Here is a 16065-nt window from a genome sequence, read left to right as displayed (position 1 = left end):
GATGGGCATCGAGGGAAAAAGATTATAATGTACTTTGTTTTTGCATGCCTGAATATCGTTCGTGCCCGTGAGGAAATGTCCCCAGTGAAGCAGTATGTCATGGTTGGCTTGATTGCCCTAGGTTTGGCGATCGCCCCGAAAACAAGCCTGGCCGCAGACCCCAATGCCCTGGCCCAACTCTTACAGACCAATGCCTGTCCTAGCTGTGATCTCAGTAATGTGGATCTGCAGGGATACAACTTGGCGGGGGCAAATCTCCAGGGAGCCAATTTAAGGGGAGCGAATCTACAGGATTCGTCTCTACTCTTGGCTAATCTGGAGGGGGCAGACCTGAGTAATGCCAATCTCACCGCTGTTTACATGGATCGCACGAATCTCAATCGCGCCAATCTCACCGATGCCACCCTCGTCATGGCGGCTTTACGACATTCCTTTTTCCACTCGGCCAATATGCAGGGGGCCAACCTAGCTGGGGCAGATCTTCAGTATGCGGATCTACGCCATAGCAATCTGAGTGGGGCGAATCTACAGCAGACTAATTTAAAATTTGCCCGCCTCAATCGCGCCCTGCTCCCGGATACAAATCTACTCGAAGGGGCCTATCAGCCAGTGATGCCCTATCGGGTTAAGTATTATTGATGGTATCTGGGATGATTGGCGGTATAGAGTAGGATTCCTTGATATAAATTAAGCCTGAAATCACAGTCAGGGCGATCGCCCCGCCATAGATCATCAGGATGGGTATGTCCCAAACAGGAGCGAGGGGAGCGAGGAGGAGGGCCACCGCCAGAATTTGGCCCACGGTTTTCAGTTTCCCCCAAATATTAGCCCCTTGAACCTGGGTTTGGTTGACGCGCCAACTGGCAATAAACATTTCTCTAAGCAAAATGATAAACACCGACCAAGCGGGCACATCTCCCAATTGCACCAGTACCAAGAGGGCGGCCAAAATGAGAATTTTATCCACGAGGGGATCCAGTATCTTACCCAGATCGGTAATTTGATTCAGGCGACGGGCAAGGTAGCCATCCAACCAATCTGTTAAGGCGGCTAATAAAAATATGCCTAGGGCCCACCAGCGGGCCGTATCTGCCTGCCAAAGGGTTAAAACCAAGATCAGTAGGGGGGCAAGGAGAAGTCGCCCGATGGTAATGAGATTGGGTAGATTCATGGATCACCGAGAAGAATTGATCCCCATCACAGGCGATCGCCCGGGGGAATGAGATACTAGGGTTTTAAGCCCTGCAACTGAGTCACCTTAAATTAGTCTTATAGAAGATTAGCTTAGTCAACTTATACCTTAAACCCAGATGCTTAACCCATTAACCGTTCGTTTTTGGGGGGTGCGTGGTAGCATTCCCTGCCCAGGCTCCCATACCGTTCGCTACGGTGGCAATACCCCCTGTGTGGAAATTCAAGCCAATGGCAAGCGATTGATTTTTGATGGCGGCACGGGTTTGCGGGTTTTAGGGGAACGGCTGATGGCGGAATTGCCCATTGAGGCGCATCTGTTCTTTTCCCATACCCACTGGGATCATATTCAGGGGTTTCCCTTTTTCCAGCCGGCCTTTGTTCCGGGTAACGAGTTTCACATTTATGCCGTGCCTGGTCAGAATGGTCAGAGTATTGAACGCCGTCTCAATGACCAGATGCTCCACCCCAATTTTCCAGTGCCCTTACAGATTATGGGTGGTGACTTAAATTTCCATGATCTAGAGGTGGGACAGTCCCTAGAGATTGGCGGTGTTTCCGTAGCAAATCAGGCCTTGAACCATCCTGGGGGTGGTGTCGGCTATCGAATTAGTTGGCAGGGGGTTAGTGTTAGCTATGTCACCGATACTGAGCATTTACGGGCAGAGATCCATCCAGGGGCCTTTAAGTTGGCCCACCAAAGCGATGTGATGATCTACGATGCCACCTATACGGACGAAGAATATGACCATCCTCGCCAAAGTAAGGTGGGGTGGGGCCATTCTACCTGGCAAGAGGCGGTTAAATTAGCCCGGGCAGCGGAGGTGAAACAACTCGTTCTCTTTCACCATGATCCCAGCCATGATGATGATTTCCTCGATGAGATTGGCATTCAGGCACGACAGGCATTCCCCCAAACCATTTTGGCGCGGGAGGGGTTAGTCCTATCCCTCTATCCCCAGACGAGTACCCATCGCATTCCTGCAAAGTTCTGTTAAGTTATGCCAGAATGTACCCTGTGCGGGTATCAGTAACGAGTGAGGACGATTTGACCCCAACGGCGATCGCCCTGGGTAATTTTGATGGTGTCCATCTTGGCCATCAGCAGGTGATCCAGTCTTTATTTTCGGAAAATTTTTCAGGAAAGTGTAATTCTCTCCATCCCTCGGTGGTTACATTTTCGCCCCATCCCCAGGAATTTTTTACGGGGCAACGGCGCGCGCTCCTCACCCCCCTCCAGGAAAAGGAGCAGTATTTGCATGGGCTGGGCATTGAGCAGTTGATTCTATTGCCCTTCAACGACGAAATTGCCCAACTCTCCCCCATTGATTTTGTCGAGCAGATCCTTGTCCAGCGGCTAGGGTCCCGGGCCATCAGCGTCGGCTTTGATTTTGGATTTGGTCGCGGTCGTTCCGGCACAGCAGAGGATCTACGGGCGATCGCCGCCAGTTTTGGTATTCCCGTCACCATTGTCCCCCCCTACTGTTTAGATAATGAACGGGTGAGTAGCTCTGCCATTCGGGAAGCCCTCAGTCAAGGAGATGTTCAGCGCGGGCGGCGACTCCTGGGACGGCCCTATTGCCTTACAGGGATCGTCCAACCGGGGCAACAACTGGGTCGGGAACTGGGATTTCCCACCGCTAATTTGTTGCTACCTCTGGATAAATTTTTGCCCCATTGGGGGGTCTATTCGGTCTGGGTGGAAGGGCCGATGCTGTCCCAACCCCAGGTGGGTGTCCTCAATATTGGCATTCGCCCCACCCTTGGCACGCCCACCTTAACGGCGGAAGTTCATCTTTTGGACTGGCAGGGGGATCTGTACCACCAGCCCTTGACGCTCCACCTCTGGGAATTTCTCCGCCCGGAGCAACGGTTTGCCTCTCTCACGGATCTAAAACAGCAGATTGCCCGCGATTGCGATCGCACCCGTCAATTACTCACCTCCTTGGTATAAAGGTTGAATCCCTATGCGTGAACCCTTGCAGCGTTTAATGACCAACCTGAATCAAGTGGTGGTGGGCAAAGAACGGGCGATTCAGCGGGTGTTGGTCGCGCTTTTATCGGGGGGCCACGTCCTCTTAGATGATGTGCCAGGGGTCGGCAAAACTCTGCTGGCGAAAGCTCTGGCTCGCTCCATTGATGGTAAATTTCAGCGGATTCAGGCGACACCAGACCTCCTGCCCACGGATTTGACCGGCACTAATATCTGGAATCCCCAGACGGCAGCCTTTGAATTTCGTCCAGGCCCGGTGTTTAGTAACATTTTGTTAGTGGATGAAATTAATCGCGCCACCCCCCGCACCCAGTCAGCCCTGTTGGAGGTGATGGAGGAGCATCAGGTCACGATCGATGGCACCACCTATCCATTACCCCAGCCCTTTTTTGTGATTGCCACCCAAAATCCGGTGGAATACCAGGGGACGTTTCCCTTACCGGAGGCGCAGCTAGATCGCTTTGCCCTTTGCTTGAGTTTGGGCTATCCCAGCGAAGATGAAGAATTACAAATGCTGCAACGGGTGCAGTCTGGAATGCAATTGAGTTCCCTTCAGCCCTGCCTATCCTTAGAGGACGTGGAAAACCTGCGGCAGAATGTCCTAGGGGTACGGGTTGAGCTAATTTTACAGAAGTATATTTTATCCCTGGTGCGTTCCACCCGCCAGAGAGATCGCATTACCTTGGGGGCAAGTCCCCGGGGGACGGTGATGCTGCAACGGGCGGCCCAAAGTCTGGCATTTTTAGAAAATCGGGACTATGTGATTCCCGATGATGTGAAGGCGTTGGCTCCATCGGTTCTCGCCCATCGTCTGATTACGGCGGGGGGGCGGTTAAATGGGGCCATTGTCCAAGAGCTTCTGGATACGGTGATGATTCCCTAGTATTCGGATTGCTCGGCTAACCAGCGGGCATAGAGATCGGGGCGGCGATCGCGGGTGCGTTGTAGTTGTTGCTCCTTGCGCCAGCGGGCAATATCCCCATGGTGGCCAGAACGGAGGACATCGGGTACGGTCCAACCCTGAAACTCCGGGGGGCGGGTGTAGTGGGGGTAATCCAACAGGCCCGTCTCAAAACTTTCTTGGCGGAGAGACTCGGGTTTACCCACCGTTCCCGGCAGCAGGCGAATCACCCCATTGAGAATGGCCAGGGCGGGAATTTCACCACAGGTGAGAATAAAATCCCCTAGGGAAATCTCCTTGGTGACTAAATGATCCACAACCCGCTCATCAACCCCTTCGTAGTGACCACAGAGAATGACTAATTGCTCTAGGTTCTCGGCCCAATGCCAAAGATGGCGTTGGTTGAGGGGTTCCCCCTGGGGTGTAACGTAAATGATTTCCTGGGCGGGCAGTCGAGGTAGGGAGGCGATCGCCGCAAAAATGGGTTCCGGCTTTAGGACCATACCGACACCACCGCCATAGGGTTCATCGTCCACTTGATGGTGTTTATCGGTCGTAAAGTCCCGGGGATTGGTGAAGTATACCTGGGCAATATTCCGGGCTAGGGCTTTACCGAGTAACCCAGAGGTGAGGGCAGAACTAAAAAAATCTGGAAAAAGGGTGACAATATCTAGGCGCATTCGAGGGTCAGAATGGTAAGTTCGGGTGGGCAATTAATCCGGCCCGGCCAGTAGGTTCCCAGCCCCCGATTCACGTAGAGCCAGTTCTGATCAATCTGGTGCAAGCCCTGGGCCCATTGCCAATACTGTACCGTGGTCTCACTGCCTTTGGTCATTTTCCGCCAATGGGGCCGCAAATTCTTGGGGATTTTCCGCCGCAGGGGTTTGAGGCAGGCCACCAGCGGGCCGTAGCCTGGTAAAACAATTTGACCGCCGTGGGTATGGCCCGATAGTTGTAAATCAACACGCCATTGCCGTAAAACATGGGCACTATCAGGGTTGTGGGAGAGAACGAGCCGAGGAGTCTCCGCCGATAGCTGGGCAAACACTGGGCCGGGATTAAAGCGAAAACTCCAATAGTCCCGCAGACCAACAAGGGGGAACTGGGGCCCAAAGGGATGGGCGATCGCATCCCAAAGAACATGGATCCCCGCCTGCTCTAGGGCATCGGTAATCATGGCCTGGGACTGGGGAAAGTAGAGATCGTGGTTGCCAAGGATTGCGTAGGTTCCCAGGCGACTTTCTAGGGCCTTGAGGTGGCGAGCCAGGGTATGGATTGGCTCCGGTTCATCGGTGACATAATCTCCGGTGAGGACAACGAGATCGGGTTCTGCTTCATTGGCACGGTTAATAGCCTGCTGCAACAGATTAAGGCTCAACCGCTGACCGTCAAAGTGGAGATCCGATAATTGGACAATCCGCGTCCCCGCCAGATCCGCGGGCAGGTCTCGAATGCCGACAACGGGCTGCTCCACACTCAGGGGCGAAAAAAATAACGGACCCATAGCAAACTCCTCACAGGCGATCGCAACGAACACGAGAGGTTATACCCTAGCGTCTTGTTCAGTGTATGCAGATTAAGATTAGGGTTAGCTTAAGAAGAGTCTGAGCTTACAAGGTATCAAAGGCCCTTAAAACCCGTCCCCGCATCAGCATCTAGTCTTTTCTGAAATGCCAGGGATGGAGCCACTTGGCGGGATTCCGATAGCTTGACCACACCCACCTGATTAATCATCATCCCCAAAATAATGACTCCGCCCCCTATATATTGGGCCAGGGTAGGGACTTCACCCAAAAGCAGATAGGCGGCGAAGACTCCGGCAATGGGACTAAAGGAACTGATCAGGGAAACATCCGATGCGGTGGTTCGCTTCAAACCCTCAAACCAACTCAACTGCCCTGCGACAACAATGACCAACCCATAAATCATCATCCATTGCCAAACAAAGGGAGAGAAGGCATCCATAAAATGCTCAATGCCAAAAAGCACTGTTCCCACAACAAAGAACAAAATCGTGGCAATGGCGGTACGCAGAACATTGAAGATGCCAAAGGAAATAGCATTGAGGGACAGTTTACTAATGATCGTGGCGATCGCGGCGGCAACGGCCCCCAAGACTGCCAGGAGTTCACCGCGGCCGATGGTCATCTCCAGCCAGGGCATCCCATCCCCCTGGGCAGAGGGCCAGACAATGGCTAGAAAAACGCCCAAAAATGAAATTGCTGCTCCCACCCCCACCCAGCGATTAATGGGCGATCCCAGGAACCACACTGCCAAAGCTAACCCCAGGGGCGGCTCCACCCGACTAATGAGGACAACATTATTCACGTCCGTCAGTTCTAGGGCCTTAAAAAACAACGCCGGGGCGATCGCCCCAGCTAGGATAGACACCCCCAGTAGCCCTAACCAATCCTTTTTCGTCAATGGCTTGATCTGAGTCCATTGTAATTGGGGATAGTAAAGGGCTATTAGGGCAAGCAATGCACAAAGATTACCCACAAATAGGACATTGCAAAAGGTAATGGGGTTTCTGCCATCCATGAGATGGGCCTGGCCCAAGTCCGTCAGTAAGCGCACCACTGAATTGGAGGCCGCAAAAAGAATGACCGCAACGAGTAAATAAACCCGACCCGGAATGGCAGCCAATAGGCGAGGGTATCTCACGAATATCTCACGAGGTTTGTTGCCAACGCCGGTATCGCCCTAGGGCCGTCAAGGGAAAATGCTGTTGATAGAGGTGGTATTTCAGATAGAAGTGGCAGGGAAAGCCAGTACCGGTAAAGTAATCTTCATTCCAGGTTCCCTCTGGCTGTTGATGACTCAAAAGATACGCCATCCCCCGTTCAATGGCCGCTTCGGCATACTCGCCCATACTGTCCCCGGCGGCGAAAAGACCAATCAGGGCCCAGGCGGTTTGGGAGGGGGTACTATTACCCTTGCCCTTGAGGGAGGGATCATTGTAGCTCCAGCAGGTTTCTCCCCAACCCCCATCCGTATTTTGACATTGCTCTAGCCACTCCACGGCCCGGCGAATCCGCCAGCGATCGTAGCGAGGGGCAATGAGGGCTAGGGCGGCTAAAACCCCACTGGTTCCATAGATATAGTTCACACCCCAGCGGCCAAACCAGCAGCCCTCCGGTTCCTGTTCCGTTCGCAGGTAAGCCAGGGCCTTATCGATGACATCGCTCTCTAGGGTCAAATCGCAGCGAGCCACCATTTCCAGGACGCGGGCCGTGACATCCGCCGTATTCGGATCAATCATTGCCTTGAGGTCCCCATAGGGAACCAGGTTCAACCACTCTTGATCATTGTCAATATCAAAGGCTGCCCAGCCGCCGGGCCGACATTGCATGGAGACAATCCAATCCACGGCTCGATGGATCGCCTTTTGCTTCACCGCTTCATCCGGCAACTGTACGGCATCCAGGGCCATGACGACCACTGCGGTGTCATCCACATCGGGATAAAAGCGGTTTTCAAATTCAAAGGCCCAGGCTCCCGGCTTACCCCCTGGATTTTTTACCGCCCAGTCGCCATAGTCTAAAATTTGCTTCGACAATAACCATTCCCCTGCCTTTACCAGGGCCGGATGATCCGGAGCTAATCCAGAATCTACCAGGGCCCGCATCACGAGGGCAGTGTCCCACACCGGTGAAATACAAGGCTGAACCCGGTACTCCGTCTCGGTTTCAATGGCAAAGCGATCCACAGAGGCTAATCCCCGCTGCACAATCGGATCATCGACCCCATAGTTGAGGGCCCGCAATGCCAATAGGGAATTGAGCATGGCCGGAATAATGCCGCCCCAATCGCCACTGGCTTCCTGTCGCTCTAGTACCCATTTTTCCGCCGCCTTCAGGCCTTCTTCCCGTAGTGGAACTAGATCCATCTGCTCGCAGAACTTAAAGACCTGATCTAGGGCAATAAAGGCATCGGTCCAGTCCCCCTTGCGGGGTAAACTCCAGGAGACATTTTCCCGCCCTTCTGCGTAGAGTTCATCAAGAGTAATGGCTGGATCCGTGATGTAAATGGGCTTGCGATCCATGACGATGAGAAGGGGAACGGTGCTACTGCGGGCCCAACTCGACATTTCATAGATCGTAAAGGGGCTTCCTTCCGGTAGGAGCATTACCCAAGGGGGTAGGGAGGGAATGCCGCGCCAATCGTAGCACCCAATGAGGGCTAGGTGGAGTTTGGTAAAAATGCGGGTTTTACTAATACCGCCCCGGGCGAGGATAAATTGCCGTGCCTTGACGAGGGCCGGATCTTCGATTTCTGCTCCCAGTAAGCGCAGGGTCATGTAGGCCTCAACGGAGGTACTCAGGTCTCCCCCATCCCCATAGAAGAGTTCCCAACCGCCATGATCCCGCTGGTGCGATCGCAGATAATGGGCTGCCTTAGCCATGGGCCGGGAGCTATCTGTACCCCAAAGTTTGTGGAGCAAGACCACTTCGGCGGTCATGGTGACATTGGACTCTAGCTCAACCCACCAGTACCCGTCTGGATATTGTTGCGATAGTAAATAATTTTGACTCGCGGCGATCGCCTGGTCAATTTGGGATGTACTAGGGGAGGTCTGGGTTTGCATAGAGTGAATCAATCAACACTGACCCATAGTTTAGCGGCCCGGATCCCTTAGAATCAATCCTATTTCCCAGATACCTCAGTTGGGCGAAGGGTCTGGGTGTGGGTGATCAGACTATGAACTAATTTGTCCAACCGTTCATCCAGTTTTCCATCCTTGAGGTTCCCCTCCGGGGTAAAGGCCTGCCACGCTTGGGCGATCGCCACCTGCTCAGGAATGACCCAGGCATGAACCCACCGTAAAATCACCCGTAGATCGTTAAGGGCATTGCTATTGGCCTGCCCCCCCAAAATGCTCACCATGGCCACCACCTTGCCGCTTAACTCGTCAAAGCCCAGGAGGTCTAAGGAGTTTTTGAGAACACCACTGACACTGCCATGGTATTCCGGTGTGACTAAAAGCAGACCATCAGCGGTCTTCACCTTCTCCTGCAATAGGGCCACATCGGCATAGTCAGGGTAGGTCTCGGCTCCGGTGCAAAAGGGCAGGGTCATCTGGCGGAGATCCAGCTTCTCTATCTCTACCCCTTGGGCCGCCGCTTTAGTAATGGCTAAATCTAAGGCCATCTGGGAATAGGACTCAGGGCGCAGACTCCCGGCCCAACCTACAAATTTCACCATAGTTAAATAAACTCATAACGACTACGTTATTTTTAGTATAGCCGGAAGATTCCCCCCTAGGGATTGCCCTCTAAAAGGCTAGTAAAATTAGGAATAATCCTTGTCCTTAGGGCGGCTAAAAATGAACAATCAGGGTGATACGCTTCCGATCGCTGCAATGATGGCCGCAGAGAAGGGCAATCTGATTGAAGCCATCAAAATTACGCGGCTGAAAACTGGTTTGGGATTAAAAGAAGCGAAGGATGCCGTGGAAACCTATTTGAAAAATAACCCACCGCAGGGAAAATCCTTTTAGGGAAGCTCATGGCGATCGCCCGGAACGGAGAGGGGGGGATTCGAACCCCCGTTAGGTGTGACCCTAAACTTGATTTCGAGTCAAGCGCATTCAACCGCTCTGCCACCTCTCCAGATGATCATAATATTGTACTATGGCCAAAAGAATATTATGAATGAGCTTGCCCATCCCCTATTTGTTAGTGCTGGAGCTGTTGCCGGTGCCCTCAGCCGCTTTTATGTTGGGTTTTGGCTCACGGAATGGTTGGGGGGAACCTATCCCATTGCCACCAGCGTGATCAACTTTTCCGGTAGTTTTCTGATCGGTGGTTTTGCGGCCTTTTTTAAGGTTCATCCCCATCTTCCCCATGGACTCTGGCTGTTTATCGGTATTGGTTTCTTAGGGGGCTATACCACCTTCTCGACCTTTGGTTTAGATGCCTACCGTCTTTTTGAGCGGGGCGATCGCCCCTGGGGCTGGCTCTATAGTTTGAGTACGGTTCTTTCTGGGATTCTCTGTTGTGGGATCAGCTATTTTTTGGGATGCCATTTCTTTTAGGATATAAAAACCAAAAAACTTAGCAATACAAGCAATGAATTCTTCAACATCCAGCCCCAATCCCTGCCCAGAACATCTCAGAATCCTACTTTTACAGGCCAGAAATGATCCCACGACCCAGGCGGAAGAACTAGCGGAGTTTATCCGCTTTAGTCACCTCAATGCGCACCAATTTACGGTGTTGAATGGCTTTGACTGCCCGGATTTCACCCCTAATGTCATTGATGGCTATGACGCACTCTTTGTCGGCGGTTCCAGCGATGCATCGGTTCTCCACCCCGATCGCTATCCCTTTGTGCCCGCTGCGGAAGCCCTACTGTTGTCCTGCATTGAACGCAAAATTCCGGTATTGGCCTCCTGTTTTGGCTTTCAAATTGCGGTGCAAGCCCTAGGAGGCACGATTATTCTGGATCGCCCCAATATGGAAATGGGAACCTACCGAATTTCCTTAACGCCAGCAGCCCAAACCGATCCCCTGTTTCAGGATGTCCCCGATTCATTTTTAGCGGTATCGGGACACCAGGAGCGGGCCCTCACCTTACCTGAGGGAGTGATCCATCTGGCCCAGAGCGATCGCTGTCCCTACCATGCCTTTCGTTTGCCCAACCTACCCTTCTATGGTTTCCAATTCCATCCAGAGGTGGATCGCCAGGATTTGATTGCCCGTATTAGTCGATACTGCGATCGCTACTTTGATGATCCCGAGCACCTCCAGCAGATGATTCAAAAGGTTCAAGAAACCCCTATTTCCAACCAACTCATTCGCCAATTCATCGAAAAGATAGTTTTAGAGCCAAACAGGATTTCCCTAGCTTCCCCCCTTGAGAAGGGTCGGTGAGATTCTTAAAAAACGTGAGTTCGGTTTAAGCAACTGTGAGCAAATGGTGATCAATGGCAATGGAGGGCTTCTTCGGTTGGTGAGTATAGGCAATTAGCCCACAGACAATGTTCACTAAGCAATTGATCGGGGAACGGTGGCGAGAGTGTTCAATTTGAGAAATGTTCTTCAACTGATCAATTACTGTCTCGATAATGGCCCGTTTTCTCAGCATCAAGCGATCGCTCAATCCCAACAAACGATTCTTCATGTTGCGTCGTAGCTTCGTGATCAGTTGTATCCCCGTTGCCTCCATCAACTATTTTGCCAATTTCTGGGAGATATAGCCCTTGTCTGCAAACACCTTGCCAAAGAGGTGTTTCAGCAGTTGAGGGACAGGTGTACGGTCATCTGTGTTACCTGGTGTGAAGGTGAAGTTGAGCAACTCTCCTTTGTCGTTGATCACCAGATGCAGCTTGAAGCCAAAGAACCAATCCACAGAAGTTTTACCGCATGCCGCCAAGTTTTTAAACACTTTGTGCTGAGGGATGCGACGGTTGTGACAAACTTTATTCACTCAACAAAACGCCCGTAGCTAACCAAGCCTGGAAAGGCAGAGCACCAGTGAGCGTGTACCTTCTCGGTGTAGTAAGCTTTGAAATTGCGATAGGAAGACTGGTGGAAGCCGATGAGAATCGTCATAATTTCGCTCAGACACAAACTGCGCCTTCGACTACGATGAGCGAGTCCATTGCCTAGCAACTGTTGCTGCCACATCGGTTCAAACTGTTGGCAGAAATCATCGACGTAGCAAAATAACTCTTCTAGACTAAGCATAGGGCAAGCAGAGGGATGAGAATTGAGCACTTTCAGCCTATCTGTTCTGCCCCTCTCTTATCCCGAACTCACGTTAATCATGTCTTCATCTGCAATATGGCAAAAGTCATGGCAAAACTAGCAACACCACTAATCCTTAGATACAGCTTGTTTAGCCTCATTTCTGTATATTCAGTTAGTCAAAGCGTCTCTAATCAATCGTCCTGTAATGCGGTGATTGAAGATGTATGAAGCCATGATGTGAGGCGAGGCTCAGGGAAATTATCCATCACTCAAAACAATTACGTTTCTTCGATCAGGCAAAGCACTATCCAGCGTAGTCAAACATGAGACTACGGGGCTTCCGTCTAACATCAAACTAACCCATACATTGAGCAGCGGCAGCCACCCCCGCCCCTAGAGAAAAATTCTTATAGCCCAACTCGTAAACCACTGCCTCTAGGGCAGCAATGGCAGCTAAAATGTCGCGATCGCCCACAAACCCCAAATGGCCAATCCGGAAAATCTCTCCCTTGAGATGATCCTGACCACCGGCGAGGGCAATATCAAACCGCTTTTTCATCAAGCTACGCACGGTCTCCGCGTCGATTCCCTGGGGAACTACGGCCGTAATGGCGGGACTTGCACACCCATCCTCGGCAAAAAGGGCGAAGTTCATCGCTTTGATGGCGGCCCGGGTGGCTGATTGTAGTCGCTGATGACGGGCAAAGATCGCCTCTAGTCCCTCCCTCTGCATTATGGTTAGGGCAGTATGCAGGGAATAAAAGAGATTCACTGGCGGTGTGAAGGGGGTAGTGTTTTTCTGGGCATCTTTGCGATATTTACCCAGATCCAGGTAATACTTGGGCAATGTGGCGGTTTGGTAGGCCGCCCAAGCCTTTTCACTCACACTCACGAAGGCTAAACCTGGTGGCATCATGTAGCCCTTTTGGGAACCGGAACCGACAATATCTAGGCCCCAGTCATCGACAGGGACATTGGTGGCCCCTAAACTGGTGACGGCATCCACAATGATTAGGGCCCCATGGGCTTTCACATAGCGATTGATCGTTTCCAGATCATTGATCACGCCAGTAGAGGTTTCACTGTGGGTAATGATCACCGCTTTGATGGTTTTATCGGTGTCTGCCTCAAGCACTTGGCGAAAGGAATCCGGGTCTAAGGGTTTTCCCCAAGGAGCCGTAATCCGCTCGGTTTTGAGGCCATAGGCATCACAAACCTCTCCCCAGCGATCGCCAAATTTGCCATTACAGCCCACCACCACGAGATCGCCCGCGCTCAAGACATTAATGATCCCGGCCTCCATGGCTCCGGTTCCACTGGCCGCCAAAATGAGGACATCGTTCTTGGTTTGATGCAGCCACTTCAATCCCGCCGTAATCTCGGCCATAATCTGGCTAAATTCACCACTGCGATGGCCAATGGGATGTTTAGCGAGGGAAAGAAGAACTGACTCCGGCACCGGTGTGGGGCCGGGAATCATTAACATTGCCTTGTCTTGCATAGTTTAAGGAAAAGAAAAAGGAATTGAATTGAATTGAAAGACCGCGCCTAGACTGACCAGTTTGCAGCCACATGCTCGGCCAAGTCTAACACCCGTTGGCTGTAGCCCCACTCGTTGTCATACCAGGCCACCACTTTAACCATATTGCCCCCCATCACCATGGTTAGGGACGCATCCAAAATGGAGGAGGCATCATGACCTTTGTAGTCACTGGAAACCAGTTCCAGATCACTATAGTGAATGATCCCCTGCATCGGCCCTTCCGCCGCTTCCTTGAGGACATTATTCACCTGCTCGGCGATCGTGGGTTTTTCTACTTGGGCGACAAAATCTACAACGGACACATTAGGAGTAGGTACGCGCAGGGCAATCCCGTTTAGCTTACCTTGGAGTTCCGGAATCACGAGACCCACAGCCTTGGCGGCCCCGGTTGAGGTAGGCACAATATTAATGGCAGCGGCCCGGGCCCGGCGAAGATCCCGGTGACTGGCATCTAAAATCCGTTGATCCCCGGTATAGCTGTGGGTGGTGGTCATCATCCCCTGTTGAATCGTAAAGGCTTCGTGGAGAACCTTGACAATGGGAGCAAGGCAGTTGGTGGTACAACTGGCATTACTTAAAATGGTTTCATTGGGATCAAAGGTTTTGTGATTCACGCCAACGACGTAGGTGGGGACATTTCCCTTGCCAGGAGCAGTAATTAAAACCTTTTTTGCCCCAGCATTAACGTGCTTATTTGCGCCATCGCGGGTTGTAAATACCCCCGTAGCTTCAATGACTAAGTCAATATCCCAGGCACCCCAGGGTAGGTTTTCGGGGTTGCGATCAGATACACATTTGAAGGCCTTACCATCAGCATAGATGCAACTTTCATCGGAGGTGATGTCTGCATCATGGAACGTGCCCAGCATAGAGTCGTACTTGAGCAGGTGGGCATTGGTGCGGGGATCGGATGTATCGTTAATGGCGACAATATCTAATTTGCTGTTGGCCTTGCGCTTGAGCCAGCACCGCATAAAATTCCGGCCGATGCGACCAAAACCGTTAATTGCAACTCTAACCACCGGATCCCTTCCTCTTTATACTAAAAACTAACTACGCCTCGGCCAATCCATGGCCTGACTCACATTTTAAGGGGCAACGGTATTCTTTGAAGCCTAAATTTTCAGGATAGCTCAAGATAGCTTATACACTGGTGAGCGATCGCCCTGTTTTTTCGGGGATCGGAGCCGATAATGCGGTTTCTAGATCGGCGCGGCCAAACCTATCCTCAAGAATTTTCATGACTTCTCGGCCAAAATCATTGGGATTGTTCCGCCAAGCGGCTAAACACACCTCCCCAAAGACGGCCCCTAGGGGTTCTGGATTCCAGAGGAGTTTTTTTGCTGTCCAGGGCATTAAGCTCATGGGGTTATAGCCTTTTTTAAGGATGCCCTGATCAAAGGCATAGTCCTCAAGGTGGGTATGGGGTTGGAGACCAATAAAAAAGATAGCTGGTTCCACCTTGTCTGCCCCAAAGATCTGCTCTAGTTCGCGGTGGTAGGCAACGGTTTGGGCAATGGTTTCCGGTCGTTCATCAATGACATTAAAGGAATAGTTTACGGAAACGAGATCCTCAAATCCCGCCGCTTTTAGATCTCGGCAATTTTGGAGAACGGTGCGGAGATTGTAACCCATTCGCATTTTTCGCACTAGTTCTTGGGAACCACTAGTAATGCCAATTTCAAAGTAATTCATGCCAGTTTGCACCATGAGATCGCACAGTTCCGGCGTGAGGTTATCGGCGCGAATATAGGCGGCCCAATGAATATCCGTCATGTCTGTCCTTAAAATTTCCTTCAGCAGGGCGATCGCATCGGGAATAAATTTACGGGCCGGAATAAATTGGGCATCGGTGAACCAAAAATTACGAATACCGCGATCGTAGAATTGCCGCATTTCCGCCACCACTTCGGCGGCTGGATTGATCCGCACCTGTTTGCCCTCGACGACGGTATAGACGCAGTAGCAACAATTGTGGGGACAGCCCCGTTTGGTTTGTACGCCAATATAGAAATCCCCCCCCTGAAGGTAATACTCCAATTCGGGCCAGATGGTTTCGATATAGTCATAGTTACAGGCGGTTTTTTCAATGGGGTTGGGCCATTCATGGATCAGGCGATCGCGGGGTTGCCCTTGGCCGACGACATAGCACCGCTCTTGGTCAATGGCCTGGTGTTGTAATACCTTAGCCAAGAGGGTTTCCCCTTCCCCCACAGAAATAATCGTCCCCTGGGGTAAACTGCGGCCAAGCTGCTCATAAAAGACACTGACAGCCCCACCACCGACAATGGTCTTCACCTCTGGGCAATAGCGTTTTGCGTGCTGGATACCCTGGCGGATCAGACCTAGATTCCGCCAAAGTTCACCATAGTAGGCCAGCATCACTCGCAGTCCCCCGATCGCCCCCCGCAACTTAATCAACGGGTTGAGGGCATAGTAAAACTCAAAGGCATTTTGTAAGGGGTTGCCGCCCCGCCCACCCACCGGTGCGTAGATCTGAATATCTCGCCAGGAAAATACCAGATGGGTCGGTTGAAACTCATCAATACAGGTCGCCAGGGCACGTTGAAAATCTAAGGGCGGCACCGTCCCTAAATCAAAAATTCGCTGCTCCACCTGGGGCAACTGTTTATGAATGTGATCCGCCAGATAAACTACCCCAATGGGAAAAATCGGGTTGCAGGGTAGACGGACATAGAGGACACGGGCCGGCATAGGACAGAACACCTCTAAAGAAGCAAAA

Annotated in this window: 16 protein-coding genes, 1 tRNA gene and 1 pseudogene; 7 read left to right on the top strand and 11 right to left on the bottom strand. The window is 51.8% G+C overall.

The window, feature by feature from the left end:
• The first annotated feature begins 27 nt into the window (after window positions 1-27).
• On the top strand, window positions 28-639 hold the full coding sequence (locus L3556_RS13030; RefSeq protein WP_277867768.1) for a pentapeptide repeat-containing protein: 612 nt from the start codon (window positions 28-30) through the stop codon (window positions 637-639).
• Here L3556_RS13030 and pgsA read toward each other — a convergent pair.
• Window positions 626-1171 (bottom strand): CDP-diacylglycerol--glycerol-3-phosphate 3-phosphatidyltransferase, encoded by a 546-nt coding sequence (pgsA, locus tag L3556_RS13025; RefSeq protein ID WP_277867767.1) that lies wholly within the window; start codon window positions 1169-1171, stop codon window positions 626-628. The genes L3556_RS13030 and pgsA overlap by 14 nt on opposite strands.
• Window positions 1172-1310: 139 nt before the next feature.
• On the opposite strand from pgsA, the gene L3556_RS13020 reads away from it, so the two are divergent.
• Genes L3556_RS13020 through L3556_RS13010 form a run of 3 tightly spaced genes read left to right on the top strand, consistent with a single transcriptional unit; the run spans window position 1311 to window position 4067 of the window.
• Window positions 1311-2189, top strand: a complete 879-nt coding sequence (locus L3556_RS13020; protein ID WP_277867766.1) for an MBL fold metallo-hydrolase — start codon at window positions 1311-1313, stop codon at window positions 2187-2189.
• An 11-nt stretch (window positions 2190-2200) separates the two neighbouring features.
• Window positions 2201-3145, top strand: coding sequence for a bifunctional riboflavin kinase/FAD synthetase (locus tag L3556_RS13015; protein WP_277867765.1), 945 nt, complete (start codon window positions 2201-2203; stop codon window positions 3143-3145).
• A gap of 13 nt (window positions 3146-3158) precedes the next feature.
• Window positions 3159-4067, top strand: a complete 909-nt coding sequence (locus tag L3556_RS13010) for an AAA family ATPase (protein ID WP_277867764.1) — start codon at window positions 3159-3161, stop codon at window positions 4065-4067.
• Here L3556_RS13010 and trmD read toward each other — a convergent pair.
• From trmD to L3556_RS12985, 5 genes are all read right to left on the bottom strand, one after another.
• Window positions 4064-4765, bottom strand: coding sequence for a tRNA (guanosine(37)-N1)-methyltransferase TrmD (gene trmD / locus L3556_RS13005; protein WP_277867852.1), 702 nt, complete (start codon window positions 4763-4765; stop codon window positions 4064-4066). The genes L3556_RS13010 and trmD overlap by 4 nt on opposite strands.
• Window positions 4756-5589: a metallophosphoesterase gene (locus L3556_RS13000; protein ID WP_277867763.1), complete on the bottom strand. Its 834-nt coding sequence runs from the start codon at window positions 5587-5589 to the stop codon at window positions 4756-4758. The genes trmD and L3556_RS13000 overlap by 10 nt, the downstream gene beginning before the upstream one ends.
• A gap of 116 nt (window positions 5590-5705) precedes the next feature.
• Window positions 5706-6749, bottom strand: a complete 1044-nt coding sequence (locus L3556_RS12995) for a DMT family transporter (protein WP_277867762.1) — start codon at window positions 6747-6749, stop codon at window positions 5706-5708.
• Between the two features lie 7 nt (window positions 6750-6756).
• Window positions 6757-8673 carry a squalene--hopene cyclase gene (gene shc / locus L3556_RS12990; protein WP_277867761.1) on the bottom strand — a complete coding sequence of 639 codons (1917 nt, stop codon included), beginning with the start codon at window positions 8671-8673 and terminating at the stop codon, window positions 6757-6759.
• Between the two features lie 59 nt (window positions 8674-8732).
• Window positions 8733-9290, bottom strand: a complete 558-nt coding sequence (locus L3556_RS12985) for an NADPH-dependent FMN reductase (protein WP_277867760.1) — start codon at window positions 9288-9290, stop codon at window positions 8733-8735.
• A 121-nt stretch (window positions 9291-9411) separates the two neighbouring features.
• On the opposite strand from L3556_RS12985, the gene L3556_RS12980 reads away from it, so the two are divergent.
• Window positions 9412-9585: a ribosomal protein L7/L12 gene (locus tag L3556_RS12980; protein ID WP_277867759.1), complete on the top strand. Its 174-nt coding sequence runs from the start codon at window positions 9412-9414 to the stop codon at window positions 9583-9585.
• A 25-nt stretch (window positions 9586-9610) separates the two neighbouring features.
• On the opposite strand, the gene L3556_RS12975 is transcribed toward L3556_RS12980, so the two are convergent.
• Window positions 9611-9697 (bottom strand) — tRNA-Ser (locus L3556_RS12975).
• Window positions 9698-9735: 38 nt separating this feature from the next.
• Between L3556_RS12975 and L3556_RS12970 the strand changes: the two genes are divergently transcribed.
• Both L3556_RS12970 and L3556_RS12965 read left to right on the top strand, forming a co-directional pair.
• Complete coding sequence (locus tag L3556_RS12970; protein WP_277867758.1) at window positions 9736-10122, top strand: fluoride efflux transporter FluC; 387 nt, start codon at window positions 9736-9738, stop codon at window positions 10120-10122.
• Between the two features lie 34 nt (window positions 10123-10156).
• On the top strand, window positions 10157-10960 hold the full coding sequence (locus tag L3556_RS12965; protein WP_277867757.1) for a type 1 glutamine amidotransferase: 804 nt from the start codon (window positions 10157-10159) through the stop codon (window positions 10958-10960).
• A gap of 25 nt (window positions 10961-10985) precedes the next feature.
• On the opposite strand, the pseudogene L3556_RS12960 reads toward L3556_RS12965, so the two are convergent.
• The 4 genes and pseudogenes from L3556_RS12960 to L3556_RS12945 all read right to left on the bottom strand — a co-directional run bounded on the left by L3556_RS12960 (window position 10986) and on the right by L3556_RS12945 (window position 16037).
• A pseudogene (locus L3556_RS12960) lies at window positions 10986-11776 on the bottom strand (IS982 family transposase).
• Between the two features lie 358 nt (window positions 11777-12134).
• On the bottom strand, window positions 12135-13280 hold the full coding sequence (locus L3556_RS12955) for a pyridoxal-phosphate-dependent aminotransferase family protein (RefSeq protein ID WP_277867756.1): 1146 nt from the start codon (window positions 13278-13280) through the stop codon (window positions 12135-12137).
• A gap of 47 nt (window positions 13281-13327) precedes the next feature.
• Window positions 13328-14344, bottom strand: coding sequence for a type I glyceraldehyde-3-phosphate dehydrogenase (locus L3556_RS12950; protein WP_277867755.1), 1017 nt, complete (start codon window positions 14342-14344; stop codon window positions 13328-13330).
• A 121-nt stretch (window positions 14345-14465) separates the two neighbouring features.
• On the bottom strand, window positions 14466-16037 hold the full coding sequence (locus L3556_RS12945; RefSeq protein ID WP_277867754.1) for a photosystem II high light acclimation radical SAM protein: 1572 nt from the start codon (window positions 16035-16037) through the stop codon (window positions 14466-14468).
• Between the last annotated feature and the right edge of the window lie 28 nt (window positions 16038-16065).

The organism is Candidatus Synechococcus calcipolaris G9 (assembly GCF_029582805.1).
Classification (GTDB): domain Bacteria; phylum Cyanobacteriota; class Cyanobacteriia; order Thermosynechococcales; family Thermosynechococcaceae; genus Synechococcus_F; species Synechococcus_F calcipolaris.
This window is presented reverse-complemented; position numbering and strand designations above follow the sequence as displayed.

Bases quoted from the DNA above. Each gene is read 5' to 3' on its own strand.
- L3556_RS13030 (WP_277867768.1), top strand. From the start codon at position 28: ATGTACTTTGTTTTTGCATGCCTGAATATCGTTCGTGCCCGTGAGGAA.
- pgsA (WP_277867767.1), bottom strand. From the start codon at position 1,171: ATGAATCTACCCAATCTCATTACCATCGGGCGACTTCTCCTTGCCCCC.
- L3556_RS13020 (WP_277867766.1), top strand. From the start codon at position 1,311: ATGCTTAACCCATTAACCGTTCGTTTTTGGGGGGTGCGTGGTAGCATT.
- L3556_RS13015 (WP_277867765.1), top strand. From the start codon at position 2,201: ATGTACCCTGTGCGGGTATCAGTAACGAGTGAGGACGATTTGACCCCA.
- L3556_RS13010 (WP_277867764.1), top strand. From the start codon at position 3,159: ATGCGTGAACCCTTGCAGCGTTTAATGACCAACCTGAATCAAGTGGTG.
- trmD (WP_277867852.1), bottom strand. From the start codon at position 4,765: ATGCGCCTAGATATTGTCACCCTTTTTCCAGATTTTTTTAGTTCTGCC.
- L3556_RS13000 (WP_277867763.1), bottom strand. From the start codon at position 5,589: ATGGGTCCGTTATTTTTTTCGCCCCTGAGTGTGGAGCAGCCCGTTGTC.
- shc (WP_277867761.1), bottom strand. From the start codon at position 8,673: ATGCAAACCCAGACCTCCCCTAGTACATCCCAAATTGACCAGGCGATC.
- L3556_RS12985 (WP_277867760.1), bottom strand. From the start codon at position 9,290: ATGGTGAAATTTGTAGGTTGGGCCGGGAGTCTGCGCCCTGAGTCCTAT.
- L3556_RS12980 (WP_277867759.1), top strand. From the start codon at position 9,412: ATGAACAATCAGGGTGATACGCTTCCGATCGCTGCAATGATGGCCGCA.
- L3556_RS12970 (WP_277867758.1), top strand. From the start codon at position 9,736: ATGAATGAGCTTGCCCATCCCCTATTTGTTAGTGCTGGAGCTGTTGCC.
- L3556_RS12965 (WP_277867757.1), top strand. From the start codon at position 10,157: ATGAATTCTTCAACATCCAGCCCCAATCCCTGCCCAGAACATCTCAGA.
- L3556_RS12955 (WP_277867756.1), bottom strand. From the start codon at position 13,280: ATGCAAGACAAGGCAATGTTAATGATTCCCGGCCCCACACCGGTGCCG.
- L3556_RS12945 (WP_277867754.1), bottom strand. From the start codon at position 16,037: ATGCCGGCCCGTGTCCTCTATGTCCGTCTACCCTGCAACCCGATTTTT.